Source organism: Arthrobacter sp. Sr24, assembly GCF_054511175.1.
Genome location: NZ_JBTNDB010000009.1, coordinates 14,242 through 31,411, shown reverse-complemented (window position 1 = coordinate 31,411; position 17,170 = coordinate 14,242). Strand labels below are relative to the sequence as shown.

The following is a 17,170-nucleotide window of genomic DNA, read 5'->3' as shown; positions in this document are numbered from 1 at the left end:
CGTTCGGAAAGTTGGTGTTACCTAGACTCTGGCCGCGACCGCCCGATCGATATCCACATAGATACATACCGGACAACACTGTCCGGTTATAGACTAGCACTGTGCCAATGACACGAAAAGTAAATCTAGGACCAAGCGCCGGACCAGCCAATCGGGCTGCGCTGATCGCAGCTGCCCGGGAGGTCTTTGCCGAATTGGGCTTCATGGCCCCCTTGAGCACGGTGGCCAAGCGGGCTGACGTGGGACAGGGCAGCCTCTACCGGCATTTTCCCGACCGGATAGCTTTGGCTGTGACGGTTTTTGATGACAACATCACGGCACTTGAGGCGTTGGCCGATCACGCTGATGCAACGCTCGTGGACCTCTTCGACAGCGTGGCTGAACAGGTCATTGCCTCCGCTGCCTTGATCGACATGATTCTTTCCGAGCGCGATGAGCGCGCCGAGCACTTGGCCACGCGCATGACAGCGGTGGCCGCGGCGCTGCTCGTCCGGGACCAGAGGCAGGGGCGCATCGCCGAGACGGTGGAACCGGCCGACGTCATGCTGGCTATTGGCATGCTGGCGTCGTTACTGTCCCGAACGCCCGCGAATGAGCGTGAGGAATCTGCCGCGCGGGCGCGTGCCATTTTCCGGGCGGCGTTCGCTCAACGCGAGGGGTAGCCGCACCGGCAGACCCTGCAAAACCAATAGGCCCTGCAAAACCGCGGACGACGGCGGCACTCACCGGCCGCCGTCGTCCGCGGCTGGAGAGGGCTAGCTAGCTGGCACGAACTCCCCGTGACCCGCCTCGCGTAGAGCGACCCGCAGCTTCTCGGCGCTGGCATCCATAACTGCCGGATCCGGGCTGTTGTTAACGGCGGCGAAGTCGAAGTTCTCCAGGCCATAGGCCGGGAACACGTGGATGTGCAGGTGCTCCACCTCGAAGCCGGCCACAATCACGCCTGCGCGCGGTGCATCAAAGGCGGCAACTTGGGCCTGCCCGATGAGCTGCGCCACGGACATTAACTTCGTGAGAAGCTCTGGTGCGGCATCGGTCCACTTGTCCACTTCCAAGCGCGGGACCACCAACACGTGCCCGTCGGTGAGGGGACCAATGGTCAGGAAGGAAACACAGTCATCGTCCTTGTAGACAAAGCGTCCAGGAATCTGGCCCTCGATGATCTTGGTAAACAGGGTGCTCAAGAGATGCTCCTTATCTAAGGGTGGGGAAATTACAGGGTGGAGGTGTCCAGCACGAAGCGGTACTTGACGTCGCCAGCCACCATGCGCTCGTAAGCACCATCAAGATCTGCAGCGGTGACCATTTCAATGTCGGAAACAATCCCGTGCTCGGCGCAGAAATCAAGCATTTCCTGAGTCTCGGCAATTCCGCCAATCAAGGATCCACCATAGGCCAGGCGGTTGCGGACTAACAGACCCGGCTCAACGGGGGGCATCTTTTCAGAGGGCAGACCCAACTGGATCAGGGCGCCGTCGCGGGCCAAGGTACGCAGGTACGGGTTTAGATCGTGGACCGCGGCAACGGTATCGATGATGGCGTTCAGAGACTGCTTGGCCGCTGCCATGGATGCAGGATCGGACGAGATGACAACGTGGTCGGCGCCGAGGTTCAGAGCGTCGTTGGTTTTGGCTGGTGAGGTGGTGAAGACGGTGACCGTGGCTCCGAGAGCCTTGGCAATCTTGACAGCCATGTGGCCCAACCCGCCGAGGCCAATCACGCCCACCTTATCGCCGTCCTGGACATCGAGGTAGCGCAGCGGCGAGTAAGTGGTGATGCCGGCGCACAACAGCGGGGCGGTGGCTGCCGGGTCCATGCCTTCGGGAATGTGCAGCACGTAGTTTTCATCCACCACAATGCCCTGCGCATAGCCGCCCTGGGTGATGGTGTCGCCGTTGCGGCGGTCAACGCCGTTGTAGGTGCCGAGGTTGCCTGCTTCGCAGTACTGCTCGAAGCCCTCAAGGCAGGAATCGCATTCGCGGCAGGAATCCACCATGCAGCCCACGCCGACTCGCTCGCCCACGGTGAAGCCCTCGACGGAGTCCCCTACCCGGCTGACGGTCCCCACAATTTCGTGTCCGGGCACCAGCGGGTACTTGGCCGGTCCCCATTCGGAGCGGATGGTGTGCACATCGGAGTGGCACAAACCGCAGAATTCAATGGCAATTTCAACGTCGTGCGGACCGGGTTCGCGGCGTTCGATGGTTGAAGGGGTCAGTCCGGATGTTGCTGAAGTAGCTGCATAAGCCTTTACTTGGGTCATCCTTCAACCCTAGCCCCGTTGCCCCCACTCTCAGAAGCCGGGCTTGCAGAAAGTGCCGGGGCTGCTCCGGTTGCAGGCCCGGTTGCCACCTCCCGCTCCGGCTGATTTGCCCACGCGGAGAACGATCCCGGATACAACGCCGCCGAAAAACCGGCAATTTCCAATGCAGCGATCTGATGCGCTGCGGTCACCCCGGAACCGCAATACACGGCCACCTCGCTCCCTGGTTTAACACCAAGCCCAGCAAACCGAGTACGCAGCGCGGCCGGCGGCAAGAACGTGGCATCCGCCGCCAGATTCTCGCTGGTGGGCGCACTCACGGCCCCCGGGATATGCCCGGCCCGCGGATCCACCGGCTCCACCTCACCCCGGAACCGCTCCCCCGCACGTGCGTCGAGCAGAATCCCGGACCACGCGGCGGCTTGATCCGCGTCGATAGTGGCCCTAGCCCCAAAATGTACGACGCCGTCACCTGGCGAGGTGATCTTTTCACCTGTTGCGAGGGGAAGGTGAGCAGCACGCCAAGCGGCCAATCCGCCGTCGAGCAGGTAAACATCGTTGAACCCGGCATGACCCAACAGCCACCAGGCACGGGCGGCGGCAGTAGCTCCGGCGTCGTCGTAAACCACCACAGTGTCCCCAGCGTTAATGCCCCAACGGCGCACCGCAGCAGCAAAATCTTCCTCCGCGGGCAGCGGGTGCCGGCCATCTTCAGGCTTCCCATGACCGGCCAACTCTGTTTCCAGATCCACAAAAACGGCTCCCGGAATATGGCCGGCCTGATAATGCTTGCGGCCATGCGGGTCCCCCAACGCCCAGCGGACATCCAGCAGGACCGGCGGCGTTGCGGAGGCTAGAGACGTCTGCAACTCGGCGACAGTGATCAAAATACTCATGGTGCTCCTTGGGGGAAGTTCACGGGCAACTGCTGCTAAATCTACTGCGATACGCTGACAGGCATGAACACTTCACCCGCTGACTGGTCTTGGACGCGCACTGCCATTGGCAAGGTCCAGGCCGAGAATAACCGTTCTGCAGACACCCACCTGTACAAGATTGAGCTGCCTGAGGCCTGGGGTGTGGACCTGTATGTGAAAGACGAATCATGCCACCGCACAGGGAGTCTGAAGCACCGGCTGGCCCGTTCGTTGTTCCTCTTTGCGCTGGTCAACGGGCAGATCAACCGCGGCACCACGGTGGTAGAGGCCAGCTCCGGAAGCACGGCCGTATCCGAAGCCTACTTTGCACAATTGCTTGGGTTAGATTTTGTGGCCGTCATGACGCGCTCCACGAGCCCGGAAAAGATAGCCCTGATCGAACAGTTTGGCGGGCGTTGCCATCTGGTGGAGCAGGCCGATGAGGTGTATCTGGCTGCGACAGAAATTGCGGCGCAGAACAACGGCCACTACATGGACCAATTCACCTACGCCGAACGGGCCACCGACTGGCGCGGCAACAACAATATTGCCGAATCCATCTTCAGCCAGCTCGCACACGAACACCATCCCGAGCCAGCTTGGGTGGTGGTCGGCGCCGGAACCGGCGGCACCTCGGCCACGATTGGCCGCTACATCCGCTACCACGGCCACTCCACCCAGATGGCCGTAGTTGATCCGGAGGGCTCTGCTTTTTACCCTGCGTGGAAGAGCGGTGACCTGAGCACGGTCACCCGCCGTTCCTCAAGGATTGAGGGAATTGGCCGCCCCCGCGTGGAGCCCAGCTTTGTCCCCGGCGTGATCGATGCCATGTTCCAGATCCCCGATGCCGCCTCTGTTGCGGCCATGGTGCACTTCGCGCAGCTGACCGGCATGCACGCCGGGCCTTCCACCGGCACTAATTTGTGGGGTGTGTGGCAATTGGTGGCGCAGATGGTGGCCGCCGGGGAAAAGGGCAGCATTGTGACGTTGATGTGCGACGGCGGAGAGCGCTATGCGGGCAGCTACAACAACCCTGCGTGGTTGGCAGAGAAAGACCTCGACCCGGCTGCGCATCTGCGCACTATCGAGGACTTCTTCGCCAGTGGCGTGTGGAACGGCTAACTAAATCTCCACAGACGCCCCGGTGTGCAAGTGCCGGAACTGGACCCCGTGCAGCCCGCCGATGCGGGCAATGTGGGATTCGGTGAACGCTAATCCTTGTTCATTGAGTAGTCCGTCGTGGATTTGGAAGGCGCGGGGAGCCCGTACTGAAACCACAAAGTCCACCACTTCAGAGACCTTGGACCACGGCGCATGGACCGGGACCAACAGGGTGCCCACACTGACCCCGTCTGGGACTATTAGGGAGTCGCCCGGGTGATAGACGTCGTCGTCAATCAGGTAGCCCACATTGGCCACCACGGGGACCGACGGGTGAATGAGAGCGTGCTGGCCGCCAAAGCACTGCACCCCAAAACCGGCCACTGTGAAGGAATCTCCCGGTGCGGCATCCAGAATCCGTTCCGCAGCTTCCGGGGCCCGGACCCGCAAATCCCGAGCCACCCCGGCGGGAGCATAAATGCTCAGCTGCGGGTTGGCAGTCAACGCCTTGGTGAGGGCGTCGCCGTCGTAGTGATCGGCGTGCTCATGCGTGATCAACACGGCGTGGGCGCCCTCCAACGCGGCGGCAGATTCGGAGAAGACGCCAGGGTCGAGCACCAGAACACGGCCTTCCTGCTCGAGTCGGACACAGGCATGGGTGAATTTTTTCAGCAACATGATGTTAGCCTAGGCCGGAATTTCAGCCCCGCCAAGGGCAGCCCCAAGGGGACGTTCAGGAGTAGGTGCGCTAGGCTGGTTGATTGAATCGAAGCGTGAAGAAAGTGGGTTGTGGGCATGTCGGAAGCACCGATGAAGGAGCAGCGCGTCACCAAGCAGCGTGTTGCCATCAGCGCCGCCATGGACACGCTGGATGACTTTGTCAGCACTCAGGAACTCCACCGCCTGCTGCACGAGGCAGGAACTCGGGTCTCGCTGGCCACCACGTACCGGATTCTCGCCTCCATGGCTGAGGAGGGCCTGCTGGACACACTCCGCAATGGCGAGGGCGAGGCCGTGTACCGCCGCTGTAATGCGACCAGTCACCACCATCACCTGCTGTGCCGAAACTGTGGCAAAACCGTCGAGATCGAAGCTCCCGCAGTAGAATCCTGGGCGGCCCGCATCGCCGCCGAGAACGGCTTCACCGAGGTCCAGCACACCGTGGAAATTTATGGCCTGTGCCCGGAGTGCTCGGCCGCCTGAGTTCGCTGGGTTGACTGGGCTTGCTGGGCTGACTACTTTGGCTATGCCGCGACAGCTTCCTCAATCTCGCGGATGCTGGTGTTCTCGTCGGCGAGCTGAGTCTTTCGAATGCTCCACACGTGGGTGAGCACCATCAAAGCAATGCCAGGAACTAACCACAGCACCAGCTTCAAAATGGGCACCGCAATGCTAAGTCCTGGGAAATACTCAAGCCCCTGCGCCACTTGATACCACGCTGCACCATTCCAAAAGGTGTGCAGTGCACCAAAGAGTCCCGGCTGCATTTCAGGGGCAAAAATCCCACCCGAGCTGGTGAAATTCAGCGCCACAAAAAGCAGCGTCAGCGTGGCCGTGGTCCAGTGCCGCAAGATGGGGTGCAGACCCAGCCCCAGCATCACAATAGCTAGCACGTAAACCCATGACAGCAGCCATGTGCCGCCGAGATTGCTCTGCAATACTCCATAGATGGGCCCTGCAATAACCACCCCCAGCGTGGCCACCACGGCGGCAGCAAGTGCGGCAAGAACAAAGCGAGTCCGCAACCGGATCCTGCCCATGAAACCGGCCAAAGGAACCGAACTGGCGTAGCCACCAATACTCAACGCCACGAGCATGAAGAACAATCCCTGACCGGTGGTGTCATGACTACCCACGGGAACGACGTCAGCCACTTGGAACGGGAGGTGCTGTTCAAAGGCCACCGGCATGAAGATCTTCTGAGTGATGTTGGCGGTGGTTTCCGAGGCTGCACTGGAGAGCATCAAGGTGGCTGCTGTCGCGCTGGGGGCATAGGCAGCAGTGATCTCGCGCTTCGTGATCAGGGCTCGGGCCGCAGCCTCATCGGGAACTGTTCGCACGTCTAGTGCGTCTCCGGATTTCTCCTCGAGGGCCTGAGCAAAGGCCGGCATGCTGACTGTATTGCCCACCACCGCTACCTGCACATTGTGGGGCTCAGGCTGATGGAAGGCACCCAAATAGGCCAAACCCATGACGGTGACGAGGAAGAAAGGGATGAGCATGGTGAGGCCCAGTTTGCGCCATGCTTCCGCTGGAACGTGCTCAAGCCGGTTCGTACGCCGAGCATGCGCCGGGCCCTTGCTTGCGTCCGTGGTGGCCTCTGTTTCGGCAGCTGCTTCGGTGGAACTACCCGCGTTCCTGCCGGCGCCCGTGTCCGCGCCTGTATTCACGTCGCTGTCTGCCGAGCGCTCGGGGTCAATTGGTTCAAGTGATGTGGTGTGAGAGGTCATGATTGAACAAGCCTACGCCGTAAGTTGCATAGTGCAACATTGCGGAGTTGTTCTATGCAACACATGTGTGGCCACGTATTAGGCTAGGTCTATGGAGCACACCGCGCGCGAAAGCGATATCGAAGCAGTATTTGACCAGTTGCGCGAAGTCTCGCGCCGTTCCAATGCACGTTCGCGCAGCATTGAAAAAACGTTGTCATTTGTTGAGGATTCGCTGCTGCGCTTCATAGCTACCACCGACGGCGCGCGGGCAACCGATATAGCTGCCGCGTTCTCACTCAATAGGTCAACCGTTTCCCGGCAGATCAACTCGCTGATCTCACTGGGGCTGGTCCGGTATCAGGACGAACAAGGGGACATGCAACGCCACCAATCGGAAAAAGACGTCGCTCTCGATCCGGCACCCAGCCCCCCAGCAACATCGGGCCGCGGACGCATACTGGAGTTAACCGAGTCCGGGGAGGTCCAATTGGCCACCTCAACCCGTGTCCACCAGGGCGTAGTCAAGGACCGCTTGTCTGAGTGGAGCGATAGCGAGATTGCCAGCTTCGCCGCGGCCCTGGCCAGGTACAACGCGGCTGAGCCGACTGACTAGGCCAGCCGGCTGGACCGCCTAGGCAGTCCAGCCGGGCAGAGAAGTCCGGCTAGGACAACGAGACCAATTAGGCCGCCACGGCGGGGCGCGCAGACCAGCCCCGGCGTCGCCGCCATGATCCGGCTACTCGGCAGAGCAGGTAAATCACAAATGAGAGTGTCGTGACATAAGGGCTGATGGGGATACTGCCACCCAAAGCCAGCATGATCCCGCCCACGGTGGAGATCATAGCGAACGCTACGCTCAGCAACACCACCATCCGGGGAGCCACCGTGACCTGTAGGGCCGCGGCAGCCGGGGTAATCAGCAGGGCAAGGACCAGCAGCGCGCCGACAACTTGAATGGAGAGCGCCACAGCTATGCCCAGCAAGAACATAAACGCCAGCGATAACGTCCTGACGGGAACTCCGCGTGCGGTGGCAATGTCAGGATCAATACTTGCGAAGGTCAGCGGGCGCCAAATCAGTGCCAGCCCAGCCACCACCACCATAGCGGTCCCGGCAAGAACCGAGAGCTGCGTGGAATCAACGGAGACAATCTGACCGGTGAGCAGACCAAATTTATTGGCCGAACGGCCGTCGTATAGAGACAGAAAGAGAATGCCCAAGCCCAGGCCAAAGGGCATGATGACGCCGATGACCGAGTTTTTCTCCCTGGCCCGCACCCCCATGACACCGAGCAGAAGTGCGGCAGCGACAGAACCCGCCAGCGAACCAAGTATGACATCGACCCCAATAAGCAAGGCAAAGGCCGCCCCGGCAAAGGACAGCTCGGCGATGCCATGGACGGCGAAAGCAAGATCGCGCATCATCACGAAGGTGCCCACCAAGCCCCCTACTAGGCCAAGAATGGCACCAGCCAGCAGTGTGTCGCGGAAGAGTGGAAGCAGTTCCGCATAATTGCTGAAGTTAAAGACCGCCTCCGAAAAGTCTGCCCAGTTCATGCACGGCCCCCTTCAAAGGTGCGCTCCGTGGACGGATCAGCGTGCGTGTGCTGCTGGTCTTCCGCATGGCCGTCAACCACGTAATCTGGCCGACCTACCACCACGAGCTTGCCATCGACATTGAGCACCTCAACCCGGGTTTGGTAGAGCTCCGAGAGTACCTCTGTGCGCATCACGTCCGCAGGAGCACCCAGCGTGAAACGCCCCCCAGCGAGATACAGCACCCTGTCCACGTGTTCTAAGATGGGGTTGATTTCATGCGTGACAAAGACGACGGCGGTTCCATTAGCCTTTGCCTGTTGGGCCACGAGCTCGCTCACAGCCTTTTGGTGATGCATATCCAGTGAGAGCAGTGGCTCATCACAGAGCAAGACTTTTGGGTTGGACGCCAACGCTTGGGCAATCCGCAAACGCTGCTGCTCACCGCCGGAGAGCATACCCACGGGAATCTTTGCGTAACTGCTGGCTCCGACCATGTCTAGCAATTCATCCACGCGCCGGTGGTAGGCGCGGCCACGCAGCCTAAAACCCCACTTATGCCCATCAACTCCAAGCCCGACGAGGTCGCGGGCTCGCAGGGCAGTGTCCGGGGAAAAGCTTTTTTGCTGGGGAACATAACCAATGCTGCGACTACCGCGTTTGGCGGGCGCGCCGTCGAGCGTGATCAGTCCAGAGCTCAGCGGAGCCAGGCCCAAAAGGATTTTTAGAAAGCTGGTTTTGCCGCTGCCGTTGGCACCTAGGACGGCCAAGAACTCACCGGCTTGGACCTCCAAATTGAGGTCCTGCCACAGAGTTCGCGGGCCGTACTTGAGGGTGGCTCGTTTGAGCGTGATGACTGATGGTGCTAATTCGTTCATTTTCCAGCCGTTGTAGTAAGCCCTTGCTCTAAGCCACTTACATTACCAATCATCCAGTCAAGGTAGCTTATGTCAGCTGGCAATGTCTCCGCGAAGTCCACAACAGGGACCCCCGCCTTCTCGGCAGCAGCCTTGACCTGCTCGGTCTGGGGGCTTTCAGTCTGGGTATTGTAGGCCAGCACAGCAATCTTTCCGGAGGCCATCACGGCCAGCACCTCAGTCAGAGTCGACGCCGGAACATCAGCCCCATTCTCGATGGCCGAGGTGAACTTTTCAGGCGTTTCGTTGACCAATCCAGCTTCATCGAGAAGGTAGAGCGGAACAGGTTCAGTGACCGCAGCACCGGCACCGTCATGGTCCTTCTTCAAGGCTGCGAGGCGAGCTTCAACCGTCGAGATCTGGGTTTTGAACGCTGCAGCCTGATCGGTAAATGCTGCAGACTGGGCCGGCAACTCGGCACTGAAGCGAGTAGCGAGGTCATCGGCCAGCTTGACCATGGTGGGCAGCGAATACCACACGTGCTCATTGAAATCCGCACCCGTATCGAGGCCTGACAGCTCGCTCACGTTGACAATGTTTTCGGTCTCCAACTGCCCTTTGGCGAGCTGAGTGAAGAAATCGTCATAGCCGCCACCATTCTCAATACCCACCTGGGCTTTTGAGACGGCCAGCTTGTCTTGGGCATTTGCTTCGTAGCCGTGCGGGTCAGCATTGGGATCGGAAATGATGGTGTGAACACTGACGTGGTCTCCACCAATGCTCTTGGCGATATCGCCGTAAACGTTGGTGGAGGCCACCACCTCAATGGTTCCGTTACTACTCGCTTCAACCCCGGACGGGGTCCCTCCGCCGCATCCGGCGAGGGTGATTGAGGCGGCCAGAGCAGCCCCCGTGAACAGAAGTGAGCGACGGTTTACAGACATGCGAATCCTTCGAGAGATGCTAATGAGAATTGTTACCAATAAGACCAGCATATCTCATATCAGGAACCATTCGCATCAAGCCCTTTTGCGCTCCTGGATGTGTGTTTGAGTAGCATCGCGAATCTCGCCCACCAACTGCTCAATGACATCTTCCAAGAACAGCACTCCCATGGTTTGTTCGTTGGCATCGATAATCCGGGCCACGTGCGATCCGGTGCGTTGCATGGTTGCCAGCACGTCCTCAATCTCCTGAGTAGCTTGCAAATTCACCATGGAACGCACCCGTGCTTCACCAATGGGGGTCTGGTAGCGTTCCAGCGGAATCCGCAGCACATCCTTCAAGTGCAGATATCCGATCAGTGCGCCTTCATCATCGACAAAGACGAACCGGGAGAACCCGGTCTTTGCTACCTTTCGCTCGAAGTCCACGGGCGTGGCCTCTACCGGCAAGGTGACCAGTCCGGCCAACGGCACCATAATGCCCTGCGCCGTTTGGGAGGAGAATTCCAAGGCGCCGGTAATGAGTCCGGTCTGGTCATCGACCAGCCCGCTGCGGGTGGATTCCTCCACGATGGATTGGACTTCCTCCAGCGTATAGCTAGAGGAGACCTCATCTTGGGGAGTGATCCCGAACAAGCGCACAATGTGGTTGGCGGTCCAGTTCAACGCCACGATGACGGGACGGACCACCTTGGCCACGAGCACCAGCGGAGGAGCCAGCAGCAGCGCCGCCTTGTCCGCTGCGGAAACGCTCATATTCTTGGGGACCATCTCACCGAAGGTGACGTGCAAGAAAGTCACCAGCGCCAAGGTGATAACGAAGGCCACAGGTGAGGCCACGTTGTCCTGGACACCTACGGCATGGAGTGGTTCGGCGATGAGATGGTGAATGGCAGGTTCGGCGACGTTCAGAATCAGCAGCGAACACACAGTAATACCCAGCTGCGAACAGGCCAGCATAAGCGACACATTTTCCATAGCGCCCAAGGTGATCTTGGCACGCTTGGAACCGGCGTCAGCGAGAGGCTCGATCTGGCTGCGTCGTGCCGTCATGACAGCAAACTCAGCGGCAACAAAGAACGCGTTACCCAGTAACAGCACCACCAACCAGGCGAGTCCGGCCCAGGGGCTCATCGGGAATCACCGCCTTCAATGGATTCGGAAGAGTTTCCCTTGTCCTTTTTGGCGGCAGGGGCGTCACCCTCAGCACTTTCTGTGGAAGGTGCCGGGATAAAGCGGATCCGGTCAATCCGGCGTCGTTCTGTCCGGTCAACCACCAACTGCCCACCTTCAACGCGAACGCTGTCACCGGTGACAGCAATACGGCCCAGTTCGGCCATCATGAAGCCACCCACAGTTTCGTAGCCGGCCTCGTCAGGGACATTGAGCGGGCCAATGCGTTCTGAGACTTCGTCTGGACGCATGAGGCCCGGGAAGAACCATGTGCCGTCGGCGCCAAGCAGGATGCCGGGTTTAACGCGGTCATGTTCGTCGGAGACTTCGCCAACAATTTCTTCTACCAAATCTTCCAGTGTTGTCACCCCGGCAGTGCCACCGTATTCGTCCTGCACCACGGCCATCTGTAGATTGCCTTCGCGAAGCTCCAGGATGAGGGCATCGAGGTGAACGGTTTCGGGCACCCGCAAAACCTCGGTCATAATGGCACCCACTTCAAGGTCTTTGCGCTTGTGGAAAGGCACAGCAACAGCTTTTTTCAGGTGAACTACGCCCACAATGTTGTCTGGCGATTCCTCAATGACCGGAAATCTGGAGAAACCGGTGCGGCGGGCGGTATCGATGATCTCGGCCACGGATTGAGTGCTCTCGATGGTCTCAACCTGCATGCGCGGGGTCATCACGTCGGCGGCCGTACGCCCGGAGAAACTCAGGGTGCGGGCAACAAAATTGGCGGTTGACTCATCCAAGGTGCCCATGGCAGCTGATCGACGCACCAAGGAAGCAAGTTCAGACGGCGAACGGGCGCCGGAAATCTCTTCTTTGGCTTCCATCCCAAACAAGTTCAGAACCTTGTTGGAGAAACCGTTCAGGACGATAATGGCTGGCTTGAACACGGCCGTGAAGACGAGCTGCGGGCGGGCCACAATCTTGCCAATTTCAAAGGACTTGGCGATGGCCATATTTTTCGGGACCAGTTCACCGATCAGCATCGACAGCAGGGTCGCGACCAACATGGCCACCGTCAATGAGACGGCGGGGATGACTGGTTCCGGTACACCCACGGTATCCAAAGGACCTGTGAGCAGCACACCCAGGGACGGCTCCATCAAGAAGCCGGTCAGCAAGGTGGTCAAGGTGATGCCGAGTTGGCAACTGGAGAGCTGTGTGGACAGTGACTTCAAGCACCGCAGCAGCGGCTCGGCGGCCTTGTCACCACTAGCCACTGCCCGCTGCACGGTGGACTGATCCAGCGCAACGAGGGAAAATTCAACGGCGACAAAGAATCCTGTGCCAAGGATGAGCAGCAGACCTGCTGCCAGTAATAACCATTCGATTTTACTGCGCCCCCCATGTCACTGCACGCTGCGATGCTGCGTGCGCGTAGGGGTTGGGCACCGGCGGAGGGTGGTCGGCGACGGGGCCGGCCCCTGCGGGGATGGGAGAACTTGGGTCTTGTGTGCGGGTTTTGCCGGCATGAGCAACGTGATTACAGCTTGCACTTGAAGTGCTCTGCAGACCGTTGCGCCGGCCCCTAGATTTACTTTCCATTGGATGGCCAGTCTACCCCAGCGGGCCCAAGGCCCTTGGATGACCGGAGGTATGTGAAGATGAACAAACGTAGTTATTTTGACCCACATAACTTGCCAGTACTTGGCAAATACTGGTGAGTACTGGCGAATACTTGGCGAATATCGAGTGAGCAGCTAGTGCGGCATCACGCTGTGTTCGCCTATAGCGTGGAAGTTGCGGCCGTGATAGACCATCGGCGCCCCGGCGTTCATCCGCGAGGAATTGGCCTGAGCCGGATTTCTTTGAGCACTTTTGTCGCTGCTACCGCTTCTATCCGGTGGCATGATCTCCAGCACCTGGGCGGCCAATAACAACGAGCCACCGGCTGGGGTGCGGCTCAGAATCTTGCACCGCAGTGCATAACCGCCGTGGACCAGCAGCGGCTCCCCTGTCTCGAGCCGAGCCCAGAGCATGGTGGATGAAAAACGTTCGGACTTTGAATTGGCAAAGGTTTTAGCCAATTCCAGATCATCTGTTGTCAGCAGGTGAACCACTACTGAATCAGCCAGAGCGAGCGCTGCTGCCGAACCATTCGATGCAGCTAGGGAGAATGCCAGCAGAGGCGGATCGGCCGATACCGAAGCTACCGACGACGCCGTAATACCCACTGGGCCTGTGGCCGAGTCTGCAGTAATGATCGAAACCCCTGCCGGGTGGCCACCGAAAGCTACCTTGAAACTGTCGGTCAGTGACGATTCCATCAGTCCAGCGACCGGAACGTCAGCCACGATTCGTTGGGTTTCCACAGTCTCGGCTTGCACGGTCATGTCCAAAAATCCTCTCACCACGTCCAGCCTCATCGGGCTTAGATACTCAAGTGACTCTAGAACCTCAACCTTAGTTGAGGTCAAACGAGCTAGCTATGAGCTCGCTCACCCGGGAGCGCGCTACACCCAGTCCGGACCAGTACCAGGGCCGTGATCAGCACTGTCACCACTACCGTCAAGGCCATCGAAAGCGCGGGCGCCTGGGCCCAGACCGGCCACTTCATCGTCCGGATTCACAAAGCCGCATTCGGCCAGAGAAAGACAGCCGCAGCCAATGCAGCCACCTAAACTGCCGCGCAGTTTTTGCAGGGCGGAGATACGCGTATCGAGTTCTCGCTGCCAATGTTCGGACAGTCGCTGCCAATCAGCTTGGGTGGGGACCCCGTGATCAGGTAACTCCGCGAAGACGCTCGCCACGAGCGACAACGGGATACCGGCGCGCTGGGCTGCCCGGATGACAGCCACCCGCCGCAGAACCGAACGTGAAAAGCGTCGCTGATTCCCGGAAGTCCGGGTACTAAAAATCAGGCCCTGCCGCTCATAAAAGTGCAGAGCCGAGACGCTGACCCCGCCACGTTGGGCGAGCTGACCCACGCTCAACGCCTCGTGCGCGCGGGGCCCAGCTCCGGCGTCGTGCATGCTAGCCAGCCGCGATGGCGCGAATCCCCGCCACGGACTGCTCAAGAATCTCGCTCATATTACTAGCCACATTAACCACGACGGCGGACTCGTCGGCTTCCATGGGCTCCAAGGCTTCCAGCTGGGAGGCCAACAGATTCACCGGCATGAAGTGCCCGGAACGGCCCTCCAGCCTAGCGCTGAGTACCTCCAAAGAACCATCCAAGTGCAGGAAAATCGTGTCAGGGGCCTTGGCCCGGATGGCGTCTCGGTAGCGCCGCTTCAAGGCCGAGCAGGCCACCACCACTCCCCTACCGGAGGTGGTTGCCAACTCATGGCCCACCAGGTCCAGCCACGGCCAACGGTCCTCGTCATTCAGGGGCGTCCCGGAAGCCATTTTGCGGATATTGCTCAGCGGGTGCAAGGAATCTGCGTCGACAAACGGAAAATCCAAGGCATCAGCAACGAGCGTGCCGATGGTACTTTTGCCAGCACCCGAAACACCCATGACCACAACACGGATGATGCCCGGTGTTGGGGCGGTGGATTCAAGGCTCGAGTTCAAGGGGATGTCCATACTTACTTGTATATCAAACACGGATAGTTTTCTCCCCACCGGATGGACCGGCGGGGAGAAAACTCGGCTCCCTGTGGTCACATGGGCAGAGCCGCCAGCTAGAAACAGAAGAAGCAGCCCTTAGAGCCGGGTGTCGAAGGAATTGCAGAAGACGTTCTCGTTGAACGTGCCCTGGAATTCGGAGAGTCCCTGGATCTTCGCCACGGTAGCCCGGATTGCTTCGCGGGAGTCCGCATGGGCGTGGATGGCGGTTTTGACCATCGGCACGTCGATGAGGTGGTTGGGCTGGTTCAGCGAGACAAACACGGTGGGCACCTCGGTGACGTACCACGGGATTTCCGCGGCCATCGGTGAGGACCATTTGACGCGAATGGCTGCTTCTTGAGCAAAGCCCTTCACGTTGGCAACCACCAGGGCAGCGTCGTACTTATCGGCGTAGTCGGCCGTGGCTTCATCGGAGATGACGGACATGAAGTTCACGCCCTCCTCCCCCGCAGCCTTGCGCTGATCGGCGGTCTTGAAGATGTGCACTTCAAAGCCAGCGCTTTCTAATTCCTCGGCCACCGTGTCCAGGTACCCCAACGGGTCTGCCATGGTGAAATCGGAACCGCCGGAGATACCGTACAGACGGATCTTCTTGTGCGTAGCCGGAGTGATCGGCAAGTTGCTCGCCGTGTCCTTGATCAGCGTGACAGTCTTCTCAGCCACATCAGCGGCAACGGCACGGTGTCCCTCGGAACCAATGACGGCCAGCGCCGTAGCAGCAGGAACCAGCGCAGAACGCTCCTTCACATGCAGCCCTAGCGAAGCCTTCAACGCCAGAATGCGGCGCAGTGCATCCGTGAGGCGCTCATCGCTGATGACGCCGTTGCGGTACCCCTCCAGCATGAAGCCAAAGTCTTCGGCCGGGTTGCGGAAGAACAAGAACATGTCGCAGCCGGCCGCGATGGCAGCAGGTACCAATTCGCGGCGCGGCATGGCCTGGGTCATGCCCACCATCTGCGATGCGTCCGTCAAGATGAGCCCGTTGAAGCCGAGCTCCCCGCGCAGCAGATCCCCGAGCAGTTCAGGGGCCAGCGTTGCCGGGAGGAGTTCGGAATCGGAGAGCTCGGGGCGGAAACGGCGGGACAGCGCCGGGGCGCCGATATGGCCAGCCATGATCGACTGCACGCCATGGCCGATCATTTCCCGGTACACGTGACCGTACGTCTGATTCCACTTCTCATAATCGAGCGTGTTGTAAGAGGTGACCACGTGTTGATCGCGCTCATCAATACCGTCGCCCGGGAAGTGCTTCATGGCGCACGCAGTGGGAGATTCACTGATGCCGTCGAAGTACTCCTTGGCCCGCTCCACCACAACCTCCGGCGTGTTGCCGAAGGAGCGGGTGGAGATGACGGTGTTGCGCCAGTTGTAGTGGATGTCCACAATGGGTGCGAACGCCCAGTTACAGCCCAGTGCCGCGGTCTCAACACCGGCAATCTGACCCATCTGGCGGGCGATGGACTTATCCGGATGCGAGCCGGCCTGCAGGTGCGTGGAGACGAACGTGCCGTCATCACAGCTGCCCGCACCGCCCATTTCCGGATTGGAAGCAATCAGCAGCGGAATTTTGCTCTTCGACTGTGCGTGACGAATATGCTCCTGCACCGCGCCCGAGGGCCCCGGCCGGTAGCGCATTCCGCCCACGTGGAAGGATTCCAGCACCTCGTCGAGGTACTCCGGGGCGTAGCTGTTGTTGTGGTTGATGAACAGCTGGCCGATCTTCTCTTCCAGCGTCATCGACCCAATGGTTGACTCCACCCACTCCACGGCGCCGTCGTCCAGATTGAACGGGGCGCTGCGCAAATCCACTGCGTACGTCATTGCTTCTCCTCTTTTGTGCTGCACTTCAGGGTGTCTATTTCAGACGTACGACGGCGTCACTAACCAATTCGGGAACCGGCGCCGAAATATCCATCACCACAGCCGACTCATCCTCGGCGAGCGGTTCCAGCGTAGCGAGCTGCGAATCCAGCAAGGTGGTTGGCATGAAGTGTCCAGACCGTCCTTCCAGACGGGCCCCGAGTACTTCGCGGGTGCCGTCCAAATGCAGGAACACTGCACCGGGGGCTTGGAGCCGGATGGCGTCGCGGTAGCTTCGTTTCAGAGCTGAACACGCCACCACCAGGCCGTTTGCTGAGCTGGCCAGTTCCTTGCCGACGATCTCCAGCCAAGGTGCCCGGTCGTCGTCGTTCAAGGGCGTGCCGGCTGCCATCTTGGCGATGTTAGCCACCGGGTGAAGGGAGTCTCCGTCCACGAAGGGCAAGCCGAGTTCGTGTGCCACGAGGGCACCGATTGTCGTCTTTCCGCTGCCGGAGACTCCCATCACCACGATGTGCCGTGCAACTTTTTTACCTGTTCTAGGGTCG

The 17,170-nt window shown here is 59.8% G+C and carries 17 protein-coding genes and 1 pseudogene; 4 read left to right on the top strand and 14 right to left on the bottom strand.

Annotation, left to right across the window (positions count from 1 at the left end):
* Positions 1-107 precede the first annotated feature (107 nt).
* Positions 108-662 (top strand): TetR family transcriptional regulator, encoded by a 555-nt coding sequence (locus ACX80D_RS08160; protein ID WP_459322150.1) that lies wholly within the window; start codon positions 108-110, stop codon positions 660-662.
* A gap of 93 nt (positions 663-755) precedes the next feature.
* Here ACX80D_RS08160 and ACX80D_RS08155 read toward each other — a convergent pair whose 3' ends face one another.
* Genes ACX80D_RS08155 through ACX80D_RS08145 form a run of 3 tightly spaced genes read right to left on the bottom strand, consistent with a single transcriptional unit; the run spans position 756 to position 3,159 of the window.
* Positions 756-1,184, bottom strand: a complete 429-nt coding sequence (locus ACX80D_RS08155) for an HIT family protein (RefSeq protein WP_459322149.1) — start codon at positions 1,182-1,184, stop codon at positions 756-758.
* 29 nt (positions 1,185-1,213) lie between these two features.
* Entirely contained in the window at positions 1,214-2,263 is a 1,050-nt protein-coding gene (locus ACX80D_RS08150) for an NAD(P)-dependent alcohol dehydrogenase (protein ID WP_459322148.1), read from the bottom strand.
* A complete protein-coding gene (locus ACX80D_RS08145) occupies positions 2,260-3,159 on the bottom strand; it encodes a sulfurtransferase (RefSeq protein WP_459322147.1) in 900 nt (299 codons plus the stop codon). Before ACX80D_RS08145 ends, ACX80D_RS08150 begins: the two co-directional genes overlap by 4 nt.
* A 63-nt stretch (positions 3,160-3,222) precedes the next feature.
* Between ACX80D_RS08145 and ACX80D_RS08140 the strand changes: the two genes are divergently transcribed.
* A complete protein-coding gene (locus ACX80D_RS08140; RefSeq protein WP_459322146.1) occupies positions 3,223-4,302 on the top strand; it encodes a PLP-dependent cysteine synthase family protein in 1,080 nt (359 codons plus the stop codon).
* Here ACX80D_RS08140 and ACX80D_RS08135 read toward each other — a convergent pair whose 3' ends face one another.
* Positions 4,303-4,959, bottom strand: coding sequence for an MBL fold metallo-hydrolase (locus ACX80D_RS08135; protein ID WP_459322145.1), 657 nt, complete (start codon positions 4,957-4,959; stop codon positions 4,303-4,305). It lies immediately after the preceding gene.
* 117 nt (positions 4,960-5,076) lie between these two features.
* On the opposite strand from ACX80D_RS08135, the gene ACX80D_RS08130 reads away from it, so the two are divergent.
* Entirely contained in the window at positions 5,077-5,484 is a 408-nt protein-coding gene (locus ACX80D_RS08130; protein WP_459322144.1) for a Fur family transcriptional regulator, read from the top strand.
* 41 nt (positions 5,485-5,525) lie between these two features.
* Here the strand turns inward: ACX80D_RS08130 and ACX80D_RS08125 are convergent, their stop codons facing one another.
* Positions 5,526-6,731, bottom strand: coding sequence for an ABC-2 transporter permease (locus tag ACX80D_RS08125; protein ID WP_459322143.1), 1,206 nt, complete (start codon positions 6,729-6,731; stop codon positions 5,526-5,528).
* Positions 6,732-6,822: 91 nt separating this feature from the next.
* On the opposite strand from ACX80D_RS08125, the gene ACX80D_RS08120 reads away from it, so the two are divergent.
* Positions 6,823-7,326 (top strand): MarR family winged helix-turn-helix transcriptional regulator, encoded by a 504-nt coding sequence (locus ACX80D_RS08120; RefSeq protein ID WP_459322142.1) that lies wholly within the window; start codon positions 6,823-6,825, stop codon positions 7,324-7,326.
* A 67-nt stretch (positions 7,327-7,393) separates the two neighbouring features.
* Here the strand turns inward: ACX80D_RS08120 and ACX80D_RS08115 are convergent, their stop codons facing one another.
* The 9 genes and pseudogenes from ACX80D_RS08115 to ACX80D_RS08075 form a co-directional block, all read right to left on the bottom strand.
* Positions 7,394-8,269, bottom strand: a complete 876-nt coding sequence (locus ACX80D_RS08115) for a metal ABC transporter permease (RefSeq protein WP_459322141.1) — start codon at positions 8,267-8,269, stop codon at positions 7,394-7,396.
* On the bottom strand, positions 8,266-9,126 hold the full coding sequence (locus ACX80D_RS08110; RefSeq protein WP_459322140.1) for a metal ABC transporter ATP-binding protein: 861 nt from the start codon (positions 9,124-9,126) through the stop codon (positions 8,266-8,268). The genes ACX80D_RS08115 and ACX80D_RS08110 overlap by 4 nt, the downstream gene beginning before the upstream one ends.
* On the bottom strand, positions 9,123-10,049 hold the full coding sequence (locus ACX80D_RS08105) for a metal ABC transporter solute-binding protein, Zn/Mn family (RefSeq protein WP_459322139.1): 927 nt from the start codon (positions 10,047-10,049) through the stop codon (positions 9,123-9,125). The genes ACX80D_RS08110 and ACX80D_RS08105 overlap by 4 nt, the downstream gene beginning before the upstream one ends.
* Positions 10,050-10,124: 75 nt before the next feature.
* The gene (locus tag ACX80D_RS08100; protein ID WP_459322138.1) at positions 10,125-11,183 is read right to left on the bottom strand and encodes a hemolysin family protein; all 1,059 of its coding nucleotides are present in this window, start codon (positions 11,181-11,183) and stop codon (positions 10,125-10,127) included.
* Positions 11,180-12,562, bottom strand: a complete 1,383-nt coding sequence (locus ACX80D_RS08095) for a hemolysin family protein (RefSeq protein ID WP_459322250.1) — start codon at positions 12,560-12,562, stop codon at positions 11,180-11,182. The genes ACX80D_RS08100 and ACX80D_RS08095 overlap by 4 nt, the downstream gene beginning before the upstream one ends.
* Positions 12,563-12,931: 369 nt before the next feature.
* A complete protein-coding gene (locus tag ACX80D_RS08090; protein WP_459322137.1) occupies positions 12,932-13,564 on the bottom strand; it encodes a flavin reductase family protein in 633 nt (210 codons plus the stop codon).
* 120 nt (positions 13,565-13,684) lie between these two features.
* Positions 13,685-14,203, bottom strand: a complete 519-nt coding sequence (gene soxR, locus ACX80D_RS08085; RefSeq protein WP_459322136.1) for a redox-sensitive transcriptional activator SoxR — start codon at positions 14,201-14,203, stop codon at positions 13,685-13,687.
* Between the two features lies 1 nt (position 14,204).
* Complete coding sequence (locus ACX80D_RS08080) at positions 14,205-14,759, bottom strand: gluconokinase (protein WP_459322135.1); 555 nt, start codon at positions 14,757-14,759, stop codon at positions 14,205-14,207.
* Between the two features lie 120 nt (positions 14,760-14,879).
* Positions 14,880-17,127: pseudogene (locus ACX80D_RS08075) on the bottom strand (gluconokinase, GntK/IdnK-type).
* Positions 17,128-17,170: the final 43 nt, after the last annotated feature.